The sequence below is a fragment of the Pseudomonas sp. NBRC 111130 genome, assembly GCF_001320485.1.
In the GTDB taxonomy this organism is placed as follows: domain Bacteria; phylum Pseudomonadota; class Gammaproteobacteria; order Pseudomonadales; family Pseudomonadaceae; genus Aquipseudomonas; species Aquipseudomonas vlassakiae.
The window spans coordinates 1-15091 of sequence record NZ_BCBG01000001.1 but is presented as its reverse complement, the minus strand read 5'-3'; the positions used below and the strand labels follow the sequence as shown (position 1 = coordinate 15091).

Here is a 15091-nt window from a genome sequence, read left to right as displayed (position 1 = left end):
ACGACAGCTCTCTGAACAGTTGAGACTTGTTTGTGTCCTGTAGATAGACCAAAATATCGTTCTTTATTGAGGTTTGAATTCATGCAGAATATTTTCGCTGACGTGGCCGTAAGCGTGTCGGAGCTGAAAAAGAACCCATCCGCGGTGATGACAGGTGCTGCGGGTATGCCCGTCGCTGTGCTCAATCACAATCGTGTTATGGGTTACATGGTGCCTGCCGAACTGTACGAAGCCATGATGGAGCGTCTGGAGGATCTTGAATTAACCGAGCTGGCCAAGTCGAGGCTGGGTGAAAAGGGCGTACCGGTAACTCTGGATGATTTATAAGCTCGAGTTTCTGCCTTCTGCGATGAAGGAGTGGGGCAAGCTTGGGCACACCGTGCGCGAGCAGATCAAGAAAAAGCTCGGCGAACGCTTGCAGTCCCCCAAGGTCCAGGCCGATGCACTGCGTGACCTGCCGAACCACTACAAGATCAAGCTGAAAGCTTCAGGTTATCGACTGGTGTACAGAGTCGAAGATGAGCGGATCGTTGTAGTGGTGGTGTCGGTTGGCAAACGTGAGCGTAGCGAGGTTTACCGAGCCGCTAAAACGCGTTAGGTGACCGCGCCGAAAAGGCCGCCCTGCAAGGCCTCGATAAACACCTCTTCAGCCCGGCTCAACCGCTGTTCCCTGTTCCACAGCAGGTGAATATCCACATCGGCAATCCCTTCTGCAGGCGGCAGCTTCCACAGCAGCCCCGCCGCCACATCCGGCGCCACCACATGCTCGGGCAGGCAGCCGATGCCGAACCCGGCGATCACCAGCCGACGCACCTCTTCAAGACTGGGCGACGACGCCACGATCCGCCCGGAAAACCCTTGCTGGTCACGGAAAATGGTCAGCGGCGACAACATGCCGCCAATCTGGTCGCTGGTGAAGCTGACGAAATTTTCCCGCTGCAGATCGCCCTCGGCCTGGCCGAACAGGGCATGGTGCTTGCCGCAGAAAAACGCGTAGCGCTGGCGCAGGAACAGGCGCTGCTCCAGGCGTGGCTGGGGCCGGCGGTTGAGGCTCAGGCCCGCAGTGGCAGTCTTTTCCTGCAAGGCGGCGACGATGTCCGAGCTGCGCATCACGTCGATTTCCAGGTCCACCCGTGGGTGCTGGCGATGGAAGTCCGCCAGCAGATCATCGAACCGCTCGCTGACGATGCGGCTGATCATCAGCAAGCGCACCTTGCCCACCAGTTCATCCGCCGGCTGCTCCAGCAGGCCGCTGATCTGCGACATCTGCCCGTACACCTCACCGGCCAGCTGGAACAGTTGTTCGCCCATGTCGGTGAGCACGAAGCGAGGCCCGCGGCGGGCAATCAGCTGGCGGCCAAGCTGTTCCTCCAGGCGCTTGAGCGCCTGGCTCACGGCCGGTTGGGTCAAGTGCAGGCGCGCGGCGGCGCGGCTGATGGACAACTCCTGGCCGATTACCCGGAAAGTGCGCAGAAGGTTCCAGTCGAGGCGGTCGTTGAGCAGGCGGTCGGACATGGCTGGCTCGATGATAAGCAGGGCTAATAGTGCGAATAATAAATAGAAAATTGACTAATCATAGCCCGGGGACGATAAATCGCAGTCATTGAGGCTTGTTGTATCGGTGCTGGCTTCTTCGCGGGCTTGCCCGCTCCCACAGGTACTGAAGCGTTTGCGGGCCTTGCGCAATCCCTGTGGGAGCGGGCGAGCCCGCGAAGAAGCCAAAAACCGATCAAAAGGCCATGCGCCACCAGAGCGCCGCCGTGACCCTTAACTCCTGCCAGAAAAACAAGCAAAGGAGCCCCCATGAAGCCCATCGCTTCGCCCCAGCCGCGCCGTGCCGCCGCCGCCGCGTTCATCGGCACCATGATCGAGTGGTACGACTTCTACATCTATGCCACCGCCGCCGCCTTGGTGTTCGGTGCCTTGTTCTTCCCCTCCGACGACAGCCTGTTCAGCACCATGGCCGCCTTCGGCACCTTCGCCGTGGGCTTTTTCGCCCGGCCGCTGGGCGGCATCGTGTTCGGCCATGTGGGTGACCGCATCGGACGCAAGAAGTCGCTGGTCATCACCCTGTTGATGATGGGCATCGTCACCGTGTGCATCGGCCTGCTGCCGACCTACGCGCAGATCGGTGCCGCCGCGCCGGTGCTGCTGATCATCCTGCGGGTGATCCAGGGCATCGCCGTGGGTGGCGAGTGGGGCGGGGCGGTGCTGATGGCCGGTGAACATGCGCCCAAGGGCCGGCGCAATTTCTTTGCCTCGTTCGCCCAGCTGGGCAGCCCGGCGGGCCTGATCCTGTCGCTGCTGGCCTTTGGCGCAGTGACCCGTCTGCCCGAGGAAGACCTGATGAGCTGGGGCTGGCGCGTGCCGTTCCTGGCCAGCGCGCTGTTGCTGCTGGTGGGCCTGGCGATTCGCCTGGGGGTCAACGAGTCGCCCGAATTCATCGCCAGCCGCGAGCAGGCGGCGAGGGCTCAGCGCAAGGAGCAGGCGCCGGTACTGGAAGTGCTGCGCACCGCCTGGCGCCCACTGCTGCTTTGCATCGGTGCCAACACCCTGGGCATTGCCGGGGTCTATTTCACCAACACCTTCATGATCAGCTACACCACCCAGCAACTGCACCTGGAGCGCTCGCTGATCCTCGAATGCCTGTTCTTCGTGGCGATCATCCAGTTCTGCGTGCAGCCGCTGGCCGCGTGGCTGTCGGAAAAGCTCGGCGCCACCCGCTTCCTGGCCTTGGTCGCGCTGCTGGCGATGGGCTCGCCGTACCCGATGTTCGTGCTGGTCAGCTCTGGCCAAGGCCCAATGATAGTGCTCGGCATCGCCTTGGCGGCGGCCTGCATGGCCTCGTTCTACGCCGTGATCGCGGGCTACGTCAGCGGCATGTTCGACACCCGCGTACGTTACACCGCGATTTCCCTGGCCTACCAAGTGTGCGGCGCCCTCGCGGGCGGCCTGACACCGCTGATCGGCACCTGGCTGGCCCACACCTTTACCGGCCAATGGTGGCCGATGGCGGCGTTCTACAGCCTCATCGCCAGCATTTCGCTGGTCTGCGTGCTGGCCCTGGCACGCCAGTACGCCCGAAGTCAGCGCCTGGAACTGGCCTGATCGATTCCTCTGATTGTGGAGTACCCGCACATGTTGAAAAGCAATGGCGAACGCCTGTGGGCGAGCCTGATGGCCATGGCCGAAATCGGCGCCACCGCCCGCGGCGGCAGCTGCCGCCTGGCCCTGAGCGACGAAGACAAGGCCGGCCGTGAACTGTTCAGCCACTGGTGCCGCGAGGCCGGCCTGACGCTGAACGTGGATGCCATCGGCAACCTGTTCGCCCGCCGCGCCGGTAGCGATCCGGCTGCTGCTCCGGTGATGATGGGCAGCCACCTCGACACTCAGCCCGAAGGCGGCCGCTTCGATGGCGTCTATGGCGTGCTGGCCGGCCTGGAGGTGGTGCGCCGCCTCAACGACCTGAACATTCAGACCCGCAAGCCGCTGGAGATCGCCGTCTGGACCAATGAAGAGGGCGCCCGCTTCACCCCGGCCATGTTCGGCTCGGCGGTGTTCACCGGCACCCTGGCGCTGGACCAGGCCCTGGCCATCCGTGATGCCGATGGCGTCAGTGTCGCCGACGAACTGCGGCGCACCGGCTACGCCGGCCAGCGCCCGCTGGGTGGCCAGGTGGATGCCTACTTCGAGGCGCATATCGAGCAAGGCCCGATCCTTGAAGACAACGCCAAGGCCATCGGCGTGGTCAGCGGTGGCCAGGCGATTCGCTGGCTGGACGTGACCGTCGAAGGCATGGCCGCCCACGCCGGCACCACACCGATGCCGCTGCGCAAGGACGCCCTGTATGGCGCCGCGCGGATGATCCAGGCGGTCGAGCAACTGGCGGCGGATTTTGCGCCAGAAGGCCTGACCACCGTGGGCGAACTGTCGATCGCCAAGTCCTCGCGCAACACCATCCCCGGCGTGCTGCGCTTCACCGTCGATCTGCGCCATCACCGTGACGAAGCCATCGAGGCCATGGAGCGCGACCTGACCGAGAAGCTGCAGGCCATCGCCAGCCAGCGCGGCCTGCAGGTGCGCATCGAGCGCCACTGGGTCAGCCCGGCCACGCCGTTCGACGCCGCCTGCGTGGCCGCCGTGCAGCAGGCGGTGGATGGCCTGGGTTATGCGCAACAGTCCATCGTCAGCGGCGCCGGCCACGACGCCATCCTGCTGGCCCGCTACTGCCCGACGGCGATGGTGTTCATTCCCTGCGTCGGCGGCCTGAGCCACAACGAAGCCGAAGACGTGCTGCCCGAGGATGCCCGCCAGGGCGTCGACGTATTGCTCAACGCCGTGCTGGCCCGCGCCGGCCAAGTCGAACAAGGAGAAGCCTGATGCGTTGCTACTTCCACCCCGAACAGCTGCTGCACCATCCGCGCAGCTACTACTCGCGTGGCGCCATGCGCACCCCGCAGGAAGTCCCCGAACGCGCCCAGCGCCTGCTGCAGGCGGCCAAGGACCTGGGCTTCGACATCCGCCAGCCCGACGATGCCGGCCTGGCGCCGCTCAAGGCGGTGCATGGCGAGGCCTACCTGGCGTTCCTCGAAGAGGCCCATGCGCGCTGGAAGGAAGTACCTGAGGACTGGGGTGACGAAGTGATGTCGAACATCTTCGTGCGCGAGCCCAACGCCCTGCGCGGCATCCTAGCCCAGGCGGGGCGCTACCTGGCCGATGGCAGCTGCCCGGTGGGTGAAAACACCTGGCGTTCGGCGTACTGGTCGGCGCAGAGCGCGGTGGCCGGGGCCAAGGCCATTGTTGATGGCGAGCCCGCAGCCTACGCGCTGTGCCGGCCGCCGGGGCACCACGCACGGTTCGATGCGGCCGGTGGGTTCTGCTACATCAACAATGCCGCCGTGGCCGCCCAGGCCTTGCGCAGCCGTTACCGCCGGGTGGCGATTCTCGATACCGACATGCACCACGGGCAGGGGATTCAGGAGATCTTCTACGAGCGCAATGACGTGCTGTACGTGTCGACCCATGGTGACCCGACCAACTTCTATCCGGGTGTGGCCGGGTTCGAGGATGAACGCGGCAGTGGCGCGGGCGAGGGGTACAACCTCAACCTGCCGATGGCCCATGGCGCCAGCCAGGCGGACTTCATGGGACAGCTGGAAATTGCGCTGGCTGCGGTGCAGGACTTTGGCGCCGAGGTGCTGGTATTGTCGCTTGGGTTCGATATCTACGAGCTGGATCCGCAGAGCAAGGTGGCGGTGACGACTGAAGGGTTTGCTGAATTGGGTGAGCGGATTCGGGCGTTGCGGTTGCCTTGCCTGATCGTGCAGGAAGGGGGGTATCACCTGGAGAGCCTGGAGGCGAATGCGCAGGCGTTCTTTGCGCACGAGGCGGATTGGACATAGTTGAACGCGCGAGGGCTAACAGGTGCATGCCGCGAGATCTTCAGCGCCTATAAGATCGAGCGCCGCCCGCGCGGCGCATCGCGGGCAAGCCCGCTCCCACATTTGTTTCGGGCCAGTCTCTCCTATGAAGCCAACAGGGACCGCCTTGGTGCATGCCTGGAGACAGGTGAAGCGGCATCAGCGCCCACCGAGATGTATCGCTATGCCAACAAGGCGGATCCTGTTGGCGGCACAGGAATAACTGGCCCGAAACAGATGTGGGAGCGGGCTTGCCCGCGATGCGCCGCGCGGGCGGCGCTCGATCTTATAGGCGCTGAAGATGTTGTGGCGAACACCGAGGGCGAACACCGAGGGCGAACACCCCGGCCCCCCAAAAACCCTAAATCCCACCCCGCCGCACATGCTTCACCAGCACCTTCTCCAACAACTCCCACATCGCCGGGTCGGTGCTGAACGCCACATTGAAGCGCATCCACCCGGTGGCCTTGGCATCGACCATGAACAACTGCCCAGGCCCAAGCATGATGCCTTTCTCCAAGGCATCATCGAGCAACGCCGCGCTGTCCGGAATCGCCGGGTGGCGGGTCCAGATGTACATCCCTTCATCCGACTCGGTGAACAGTTCAAAGCCCAGTCGATGCAGATGCCGGCCCACTTCCTGATGCGCCTCGGCCAGCCGCTGGCGCAGGCGCTTGAGGTGCTTGCGCCAGCGTCCGTCGATGATCGCTGCATACACCACCCGCTCCATCACCTGCGAAGTGGTCAGTCCCGAGCGCATCTTCAGGTGCAGCAGTTTCTGCGACAGCTCCGGGTTGGCCAGCAGGTAGCCGACCCGCACGTTGGGCGAGATGCTTTTCGAGTAACTGCCCACGTACACCACCTGCTGCAGATGGTCGAGGCTGGCCAGGCACGGCTGTGGCTCGGCGACCATGTCGGCGTACAGGTTGTTCTCCACCAGGCGGAAACCGTGCTGGCTGGCCAGTTGCAGCAAGCGGTGCAACTGCGCCAGCGGGGTGCGTGAACAGGTCGGGCTGTGCAGGTGCGGCTGGGTGAAGAACGCGGTAGGGCGATGGTGCGCCAGCAATTGTTCGAGGTGATTGAGGTCGTAACCGTTGGGCGTGCGTGGCACGCCGATCAAGGTCGCGCCCTGGGTCCGCAGGATACTCATCAGGTTGGGGTAGCCGGGGTCGTCCACCAGCACCACGTCACCGGGGCGCACCAGGGTGCGCACGGCAAGGTCCAGCGCCTGGCTGGCACCGTGGGTCAGCATCAGCTGCGCCGGGTTGCAGACGATCGACAGCTCCTGCTGCAGGTTCTGCGCGGTCAGCGCACGCAGCTCCGGCAAGCCCATCGGGTCGCCGTAGCCCGACAATTCCAGCGGGCTGCCAGCGACCTGGCGCAGGCCGCGGCGCAGGCCGTCTTCGTACATCCAGTCATTAGGTAGCCAGCCGCAGCCGGGTTTGAACGGCAGTTGGCGAATCTCGAAGATCTGCTGCAGGTACCACTCGGAGTTGAAGGTCGGGCGGCCGCTCTCCGCCTCGCTGTTTTGGCTTTCCAGCAGCTCGTTCGCCGCACGATTGACGAAGAACCCCGCATTGCCCTTGCTCACCAGCAGCCCCTGGGCAACCAGGCGGTCGTAGGCCTCGACCACGGTAAAGGTGCTCACCGAATAGCTCGCGGCAAAGGCGCGGATCGAGGGGACCTTGGTGCCGGGCTTGAGGGTCTGGTTATCGATCAGCTCGCGCAGGCCGTCGATGATCTGGTTGACCAGCGGCGTGGAAGAGTCTGGGTGTAATTCGAACATTCGGGGCCTTCAGGAGTGCGTAACGCCAAGCGCCAGCGGGTGTATTGCATTGGCGGCCTGTACAGTGCAGTGCGAGATTCATGCCACTGTGCATGGCTCTCTACGTCGGACATTTTTACATTAGGTGTCAGATATCGCCACATAAAGCATGTTCAGTTCGCCTCAGGTGCCAACCCTGGGGCGCGTCAGCAGGCCGCCACGGAAGGCCTGCGTGTGTTAGCGCACACCATCCTGCCCGCATTAGCACTGATGTACAGGTGAAACCGAGAGCCATCGGGGTTTCACAGTTTTCCTTGGATAAAAAGAAGCACGGGGTACACAACTGATGGACGCAACATCCACAACCACCACCGCGAAAAGCGGGCACGAGAGCAAGCTCAGTGCCTCGCTCAAGTCGCGCCACCTGACGATGATGTCGATCGCCGGGGTTATCGGCGGCGCCTTGTTCGTCGGCTCCGGCAGCGTGATCCACAGCGCCGGCCCGGCCGCAGTGCTGGCCTATCTGGCCGGCGGCATCCTGGTGGTGCTGATCATGCGCATGCTGGGTGAAATGGCGACTTCCTCGCCGGACACCGGCTCGTTCTCCACCTACGCCGACCGCGCGATCGGCCGCTGGGCCGGTTTCACCATCGGCTGGCTGTACTGGTGGTACTGGGTCATCCTGATGGCCTGGGAAGCCTATGTGGCGGGCAAGATCCTGCACGGTTTCTTCCCCGACGTCAGCGTCAACGTGTTCGTGCTGGCCACGACCCTGCTGCTGATCACCGTCAACTTCTTCAACGTCAAGCACTACGGTGAGTTCGAATTCTGGTTCGCGCTGATCAAGGTGGTGGCGATCGTTTGCTTCCTGGTGGTGTGCACCGCTGCGGTGATGAACATCTGGCAGTTCGGTGAAGTGCGTGGCATGACCCACCTGACCGCCGAAGGCTTCATGCCCAACGGCATCACCACGGTCATTGGAGCCTTGCTCGGGGTGATGTTCGCCTTCCTTGGCGCTGAAATCGTCACCATCGCCGCTTCCGAAGCCAAGGACCCGGCTACCCAGATCGTCAAGGCCACCAACTCGGTGGTATGGCGTGTGTGCCTGTTCTACGTCGGCTCGATCTTCCTGATCGTCTGCCTGGTGCCGTGGAACGACCCGCAACTGGGCGTTTCCGGCTATGGCGCCTACCGCCGTACCTTGGAGCTGCTGGGCGTGCCGCACGCCGAACTGCTGATGAACTTCGTGGTGCTGACCTCGGTGAGCAGCTGCCTGATTTCTGGCCACTACACCGCTTCGCGCATGCTGTTCTCGCTGGCCCAGCGTGGCGACGCGCCGTCATTCTTCAAGATCACCCGTGCCGGCACCGGTGTACCGGTGTACGCGATCATCGGCTCCTGCGCCGTGGCCGTGGTCTGCGCGCTGATCAACTTCAGCGAGACCCTGCGCCCGAAAGACGTACTGGAAACCCTGATGAACACCACCGGCATGATTGCCCTGCTGGTGTATCTGGTGATCGCCTTCTCGCAGCTGCGCATGCGCCGCAAGCTGATCGCCGAAGGCAAGGAAGTACGCCTGCAGATGTGGCTGTTCCCGTGGCTGACCTACCTGGTGATCGGCTTCATCATCGCCGCATTGGTGACCATGGCCTTCATGCCTGATTATCAGATCCTGGTGATTTCCACCGGCATCGCCGCGGCTGTCGTGGTGGCGATGGGCGTGGTGCACCAGATCCGTACTGGCAAGCAGCACTAAGCGTCACTTGCTCTTGGAAACGGCCGGCTCCCTTGGGGACCCGGCCGTTTCGCGTTGCTGGGCCTGGTGTTTGTCCGCGGGCATGTGAAAGCGCTGGTTCATCCAGGGGGAACCGAGCAGGGCGGCGGCGGCGATCAGCGCCAGAATGGCCAAGGCCATGGATAGCTTCATGGGCATGCGCATAAAGGAAATGACTTCAAGCATAGGCCGACAGTTCAGGCGCATGCACTTCGGTACATGGCGTATGCTCATTGCATCGTCCGCCAAAAGGAGCCGCCCATGGCCTGGTCCGCCACCCAGTATTCCCTCTTCGAAGACGAACGCACCCGCGCCGTGCGTGACCTGCTGGCCGCCGTGCCGCCGCGGCCGGTACGCCATGCCACCGACCTGGGCTGTGGCCCCGGCAACTCGACCGAAGTGCTGCTGCAGCGCTGCCCCGACGCCCAGGTAACGGCACTGGACAGCGACAAGGACATGATCGACAAGGCCCGCGAGCGCAAGCGCCTGCACATTCCACGGGTACGCTGCGAAATTGCCGATATCAGCGACTGGTCCGCCCCCGAGCCGCAAGACCTGATCCTGGCCAATGCCTCGCTGCAATGGGTGCCTGACCATGGCTCGCTGTACCCGCACCTGGTGCGCCAGCTGAGCGAGGGCGGCAGCCTGGCGGTGCAGACCCCGGACAACCTCGACGAGCCCGCTCACCGGCAATTGCGCAAGATTGCCAGCGAGGGCCCGTGGGCGGAGAAATTCGCTGACTTCCAGTTGCCACCGCGGCACAACGCGGCGTTCTACTACGACCTGCTCAGCCCGCTGTGCACGCGGGTGGACGTGTGGCGCACCACCTATCACCACCCGTTGACCGGCGGCGCCGAAGCGGTGGTGGAATGGTTCAAGGGCTCGGCGCTGCGGCCTTATCTGGCCAAGCTGGACGAACAGGAACAGGCGAGCTTCCTGCAGATGTACCTGCAGGCCATGCAGCATGACTACCCGCCAGCCACCGATGGCAAGGTGTTGCTGCCGTTTCCGCGGCTGTTTGTCGTCGCTACCCGCTAAGGGCGACGCCAGCGGCAGATGACGCAGGCGTAGATGGCCAGGTTCAGCACCAGCACGACGCCGCCCAGCAGCAGCTGAATCTGCGGGGTCAGGCCGGCGGGGTAGATCAGCGGCCAGATGTAATGTTCGACGAAGCCGCCGTGATAACCCGCGTCACCGGCCGCCAGACGCATGCGGTTTTCCCAGACGGTGAGCGGGCATTGCAGGTGCAGGCCTTCCACCGCCAGGCCCCAGGCCAGGGCGGGGAGGTGCAGGAGCAGGGCGGGGCGCCACCTGAGCACCAGCAGGCCGCCGAACAGCACCAGCAGGATGAAGGCCAAGTGCAGCAGGACCAGGGCGTCGGCGGCCAGGCGAAAAAGCATGGTGGGTGGGCCAGGGAATGAGGTATTCCCAGCATAGTTGTATTGCCTGTGATGGCCTCTTCGCGGCTAAAGCCGCTCCCACAGGTTTTTTACACAGATTTCGCAAGCGGTGGGGTACCTGTGGGAGGCCGCCGAACAGGACCAGCAGGCGGAAAAGGATGGTGGGTGGGCCTGGAAATGAGGTATTCCCAGCATGGTTGTATTGCCTGTGATGGCCTCTTCGCGGCTAAAGCCGCTCCCACAGGTGTTGCACAGATTTCGCAAGCGGTGGGGTACCTGTGGGAGCGGCTTTAGCCGCGAAGAGGCCGGTACAGGCGCTACAACTCCTCCTGAACCATCTGCAGGAAGGTGGCCACCACCCGCCGCGATCGCTGTTCGCTCAGGCACACCAGGGTCTCGGTCAGGTGCCGCTGGCAATCGACAATCGGCAGCGCACACACCCGCGCATCCGCGCCGAACTCGGCCGCCGACACCACCCCTACGCCAATCCCCACCACCACCGCCTCGCGCGCCGCTTCGCGGCCTTCCACCTGGATCGCCGGGCGAATCCGCAAGCCTGCGCGCTGCATTTCCTCTTCCAGCGTCTGCCGCGTGACCGACCCCGGCTCGCGCAACACCAACGGTGTGTCGTCAAGGTCGGCCAGGGTGATCGAGCCGCGGCTGGCCCACGGGTGGTTGTGCGAGACGAACGCCACCATCGGGTCGCGGCGCAGCGGCACGCAGTAAAGCCGCTCGTCATCGACATCGCGCCCGAGCAGCGCCAGGTCGGCCTGGTAGCTGAACAGCCTGGCCAGTGATTCATCGGTGTTGCCGGTCTCGATCTTGACCTGGATGCCCGGGTAGCGCTGGCAAAAGCGTGCGATCTGCGGCAGTACGTGCACGGGCGCATCCACTGCCAGCACCAGGCTGCCGGTGTGCAGGGCGCGGGAGTCCTGCAGCAGGTCGTGCGCCTCGGCCTCGCAGGCGAACAGGCGCTGGCTGATGCCCAGCAGGCGCTCGCCCAGGTCGGTCAGTTGCACCGAGCGCTTGTTGCGGTGGAACAGCAGCACACCGAAACGCTCTTCGAGCTTGCGCACCTGGTCGGACACCGCCGGTTGGGTCAGAAACAGCTTTTGCGCGGCGCGGGTAAAGCTGCCGTGCACGGCCACTGCATGGAAGGCCTTGAGTTGAGCGTGAGACACCGACATACCGCCTCCAGTAACAAGCTGGGCTTATGTGTGAAATACGATAAATCGATTTTCTTTATCAGTCAGCAACTGTTTCCATACGTTTCAACCCGAGGCCAACGCCACAAGCAGTGGCCGGGGCATGGCCCGCACATCGGTGCCATCTGACCAAATGACGAGCCTTCGTCATGCAGTGCGCAACACAACAACAAGACAGGCGTTTTTAACAATCTGCCGGCACACTTGAGCAAGAGGTCAGAATCAATGAATCAAGCACTCGCTGCGTTGAAACGCTGGCGCATCCAGATTTTCGCGATCACCTGGCTGGCCTACGCCGCCTTCTACTTCACCCGCAAGGCCTTCTCGGTGGCCAAGCTCGGCATCGGTGAAGACCCGACGTTCATGCTCGACAAGGCCGCCATGGCCAACCTCGACGCAATCTACCTGGCCGCCTATGCCGTGGGCCAGTTCACCTGGGGCATGCTCGCCGACCGTTTCGGCCCGCGCGTGGTGGTGCTCGGTGGCCTGCTGATCTCGGCGGCGGCGGCCGTGGTGATGGGCAGCTTCGCGACCTTCCCGGTCTTCGCCACGTGCATGCTGGTCCAGGGGCTGGCGCAATCCACCGGCTGGGCCGGGCTGTGCAAGAACATCGGCAGCTTCTTCCCGGCTTCGCAGCGCGGCCGGGTGCTGGGGCTGTGGAGTTCGTGCTACGCCTTCGGCGGCCTGGTCGCTTCGCCGTTCGCCGGCTGGTGGGCCTATACCCTGGTCGGCACCTGGCATGCGGCGTTCTTCTCGAGTGCCGCGGTGGTAGCCGGGGTGGCCGTGCTGTTCTTCTTCCTGCAGCGCAACAAGCCGGAGGACGTCGGCCTTGCTGCGGTCGAACCCGAGCCGCAGAGCATGGCCCCGGCCGGTAACCTGTGCAGCGTGTGGGCGCCGCTGCGCGAAATCCTGCGCAACCGCACGGTGCTGACCCTGGGCCTGGCGTACTTCCTGCTCAAGCCTGCGCGCTACGCCATCCTGCTGTGGGGGCCGGTGATCGTCTTCGAGCAGATGCCGTCGGTAGGCAAGGTCGGCGCGGCGATCATCCCCACTGCCTTCGAACTGGCGGGGCTGTTGGGCCCGATCATCATCGGCCTGGCTTCGGACAAGTTGTTTGGCGCCCGGCGCATGCCGGCCTGCGTGATCAGCCTGGTGCTGCTGACAGTGACCCTGGCAGCGTTCATGGCAGCCATGCACAGCGGCAGTATCGCGATGGTGGTGGCCTTGCTGTTCGTCATGGGCCTGACCCTGTACGGGCCCGACTCGATGATCAGCGGCGCGGCGGCCATCGACTTCGGCACGGCCAAGGCCGGCGCCACGGCAGCAGGTTTCGTCAACGGTTGCGGCTCGGTGGGTGCAGTGCTCGGCGGCCTGCTGCCGGGCTACTTCGACAGCGTCACGGTGTTCATCGTGTTTGCCGGCTGCGCGTTGTTCTCGGCCCTGGTGCTGCTGCCACACTGGAACAGCCGCCCGGCCGGCACCGCCGCGGCCAACGACGTGGCGCCCAACACCAGCATGGCGATCAAGCCACTGCGGACCTGAAGGGTAGCGCGCAAGGCCGACGAAGCGTGAGATTACTTGTCGATCCACTGCCCGAGGGCGTATAAACTGCACCCACTTTTGGCCGGTCGCTTCCTGAACCGGCCGCTGGAACAAAGAGAGTCGACATGGGCGCACAGTGGAAAGCCAAACATAGAGAAACAGCTGCCAATGCCAAGGGCAAGATCATGGGCAAGCTGGCCAAGGAAATCCAGATCGCGGCCAAGTCCGGCGCCGACCCGGACATGAACCCGCGCCTGCGCCTGGCCATCGCCCAGGCCAAGAAGGCCTCGATGACCCGTGAGACCCTGGAGCGTGCCATCAAGAAAGGCGCTGGCCTGGACGGCGATGCCGTGCAGTACCATGCCGTCAGCTATGAAGGCTTCGCCCCGCACCAGGTGCCACTGATCGTCGAGTGCCTGACCGACAACGTCAACCGCACCGTGGCGCAGATCCGCGTGCTGTTCCGCAAGGGCCAGCTCGGCGCCAGCGGCTCGGTGACCTGGGACTTCAACCACGTCGGCCTGATCGAAGCCACCCCGGAAGGCGATGCCGACCCGGAAATGGCCGCCATCGAAGCCGGTGCCCAAGACTTTGAGGAAGGTGAAGAAGAGGGGTCAACCTTGTTCATCACCGACACCACCGACCTGGATGCGGTACAGAAGGCCCTGCCTGAGCATGGCTTCACCGTTACCTCGGCGAAGATCGGTTATACCCCTAAGAACCCGGTGAGCGCGGCCAGCCTGAGTGCTGAAGCGCTGGCCGAGGTTGAAGCGTTCCTCGAGGCGATCGACGAGAACGATGACGTGCAGAACGTATATGTAGGCCTTACCGCCTAAAAGCTGGGGCCGCTTTGCGGCCCATTCGCGGGCAAGCCCGCTCCCACAGGGATATCACAAGCCTTGGCATTGTGAGGTCCCTGTGGGAGCGGGCTTGCCAGCGAATGGGCCGGCAAAACCAACAGAAGGGCAACTGCATGAACCCCACCTTCGCCTCCCTCAGCCTCGCCCACCTGCGCACCCTCGACTGCCTCCTGCAGTTGAAGAACCTCAGCCACGCCGCCGACCGCCTGGGTGTCAGCCAATCGGCCCTGAGCCGCCAGCTGGCCCACCTGCGCGAAGCCTTCGACGACCCCTTGCTGGTGCGCCAGGGCCGTGGTTATGTGCTCAGCCAATACGCCGAAGCCCTGGTCGAGCCCCTGCGCCAGGTGCTCGAAGAACTCCAGGCCCTGCGCCAACCCGCCACCTTCGACCCGGCCCGCTGCGAGCGGCGCTTCTGCCTGGCCGCTTCCGACTACGTAGCCGAGCACATGCTGCCGCTGCTGGTGGCTGCCTTGGAACAGGAAGCCCCGGGCGTGTCCATCGACTACCGCACCTGGCAGGCCGGGCAGTACGCCTTGCTCGCCAGCGGCGAGATCGACCTGGCCACCACCTTGTTCGACGAGTCGCCGCCCAACCTGCATGGGCGCCTGCTCGGCGAAGACCGCGCGGTGTGCCTGATGCGCCAGGATCACCCGCTGACCGCGCTGGACGTGCTTGGCCAGGACGACTACCTGGCCTGCAAGCACGTGCGCATTTCCGGTGGGGGCGACAAGGACAGCTTCATCGACCGCCATCTGCGCGCCCAGGGTTTGCAGCGGCGCATCAGCCTGGAGGTGCCGTTCTTCTCGGCCACCGTGCAAGTGATCGGCAACAGCCAGGCGCTGGCCACCGTGCCGGAGCACATCGCCCGCCAGCTGTGCCGCCTGCACGGCCTGGCGTGGCGGCCGTTGGGGTTTGTCGAGCATACCCAGCGCTACTGGGTGGTGTGGCACCAGCGCTTGCAGGCTTCGGCCGAGCACCGCTGGTTGCGCAACCGGGTGTTCGAGCTGTGGCGCCAGTCACAGTTCGGGGTGCAGGGCGGGGTTGCAGGTTTGCCATAGCAGGTATGCGCGAAGCGGGGTTATTCGCGCAGGCCTAGGCGCCTAGACTAGGGGCATTGTGTAGCCT

The 15091-nt window shown here is 64.2% G+C and carries 15 protein-coding genes; 10 read left to right on the top strand and 5 right to left on the bottom strand.

The features are described from left to right. Positions 1–81: 81 nt before the first annotated feature. Together APH33_RS00075 and APH33_RS00070 are read left to right on the top strand one after the other, a co-directional pair. The gene (locus tag APH33_RS00075) at positions 82–327 is read left to right on the top strand and encodes a type II toxin-antitoxin system Phd/YefM family antitoxin (protein ID WP_054883212.1); all 246 of its coding nucleotides are present in this window, start codon (positions 82–84) and stop codon (positions 325–327) included. Next, on the top strand, positions 317–598 hold the full coding sequence (locus tag APH33_RS00070) for a type II toxin-antitoxin system RelE/ParE family toxin (protein WP_054883211.1): 282 nt from the start codon (positions 317–319) through the stop codon (positions 596–598). The genes APH33_RS00075 and APH33_RS00070 overlap by 11 nt, the downstream gene beginning before the upstream one ends. On the opposite strand, the gene APH33_RS00065 is transcribed toward APH33_RS00070, so the two are convergent. Then, positions 595–1515: a LysR family transcriptional regulator gene (locus APH33_RS00065; protein WP_054883210.1), complete on the bottom strand. Its 921-nt coding sequence runs from the start codon at positions 1513–1515 to the stop codon at positions 595–597. The genes APH33_RS00070 and APH33_RS00065 overlap by 4 nt on opposite strands. A gap of 288 nt (positions 1516–1803) precedes the next feature. Between APH33_RS00065 and APH33_RS00060 the strand changes: the two genes are divergently transcribed. Genes APH33_RS00060 through APH33_RS00050 form a run of 3 tightly spaced genes read left to right on the top strand, consistent with a single transcriptional unit; the run spans position 1804 to position 5402 of the window. After that, positions 1804–3108, top strand: coding sequence for an MFS transporter (locus APH33_RS00060; RefSeq protein ID WP_054883209.1), 1305 nt, complete (start codon positions 1804–1806; stop codon positions 3106–3108). Between the two features lie 30 nt (positions 3109–3138). Then, on the top strand, positions 3139–4380 hold the full coding sequence (locus APH33_RS00055) for a Zn-dependent hydrolase (protein WP_054883208.1): 1242 nt from the start codon (positions 3139–3141) through the stop codon (positions 4378–4380). Continuing rightward, positions 4380–5402, top strand: coding sequence for a histone deacetylase family protein (locus APH33_RS00050; protein ID WP_054883207.1), 1023 nt, complete (start codon positions 4380–4382; stop codon positions 5400–5402). Before APH33_RS00055 ends, APH33_RS00050 begins: the two co-directional genes overlap by 1 nt. 379 nt (positions 5403–5781) lie before the next feature. Here the strand turns inward: APH33_RS00050 and APH33_RS00045 are convergent, their stop codons facing one another. Then, positions 5782–7206, bottom strand: coding sequence for a PLP-dependent aminotransferase family protein (locus APH33_RS00045; protein ID WP_054883206.1), 1425 nt, complete (start codon positions 7204–7206; stop codon positions 5782–5784). Between the two features lie 325 nt (positions 7207–7531). On the opposite strand from APH33_RS00045, the gene APH33_RS00040 reads away from it, so the two are divergent. Further along, entirely contained in the window at positions 7532–8941 is a 1410-nt protein-coding gene (locus APH33_RS00040) for an amino acid permease (RefSeq protein WP_054883205.1), read from the top strand. 3 nt (positions 8942–8944) lie between these two features. On the opposite strand, the gene APH33_RS00035 is transcribed toward APH33_RS00040, so the two are convergent. Beyond that, positions 8945–9124, bottom strand: a complete 180-nt coding sequence (locus APH33_RS00035; protein WP_054883351.1) for a hypothetical protein — start codon at positions 9122–9124, stop codon at positions 8945–8947. A gap of 96 nt (positions 9125–9220) precedes the next feature. Between APH33_RS00035 and tam the strand changes: the two genes are divergently transcribed. Further along, entirely contained in the window at positions 9221–9997 is a 777-nt protein-coding gene (gene tam, locus APH33_RS00030; protein ID WP_054883204.1) for a trans-aconitate 2-methyltransferase, read from the top strand. Here the strand turns inward: tam and APH33_RS00025 are convergent. Together APH33_RS00025 and APH33_RS00020 are read right to left on the bottom strand one after the other, a co-directional pair. Continuing rightward, the gene (locus APH33_RS00025) at positions 9994–10359 is read right to left on the bottom strand and encodes a DUF2784 domain-containing protein (RefSeq protein ID WP_054883203.1); all 366 of its coding nucleotides are present in this window, start codon (positions 10357–10359) and stop codon (positions 9994–9996) included. The genes tam and APH33_RS00025 overlap by 4 nt on opposite strands. A gap of 317 nt (positions 10360–10676) precedes the next feature. After that, positions 10677–11546: a LysR family transcriptional regulator gene (locus APH33_RS00020; protein ID WP_054883202.1), complete on the bottom strand. Its 870-nt coding sequence runs from the start codon at positions 11544–11546 to the stop codon at positions 10677–10679. A 243-nt stretch (positions 11547–11789) separates the two neighbouring features. Here APH33_RS00020 and APH33_RS00015 point away from each other — a divergent pair, with 243 nt between their 5' ends. The 3 genes from APH33_RS00015 (at position 11790) to APH33_RS00005 (ending at position 15024) form a co-directional block, all read left to right on the top strand. Then, positions 11790–13106 (top strand): MFS transporter, encoded by a 1317-nt coding sequence (locus APH33_RS00015; RefSeq protein WP_054883201.1) that lies wholly within the window; start codon positions 11790–11792, stop codon positions 13104–13106. A 125-nt stretch (positions 13107–13231) separates the two neighbouring features. Next, positions 13232–13942 (top strand): YebC/PmpR family DNA-binding transcriptional regulator, encoded by a 711-nt coding sequence (locus APH33_RS00010; protein WP_054883200.1) that lies wholly within the window; start codon positions 13232–13234, stop codon positions 13940–13942. A 137-nt stretch (positions 13943–14079) separates the two neighbouring features. After that, positions 14080–15024: a LysR family transcriptional regulator gene (locus tag APH33_RS00005; protein ID WP_054883350.1), complete on the top strand. Its 945-nt coding sequence runs from the start codon at positions 14080–14082 to the stop codon at positions 15022–15024. The last annotated feature ends 67 nt before the right edge of the window (positions 15025–15091 follow it).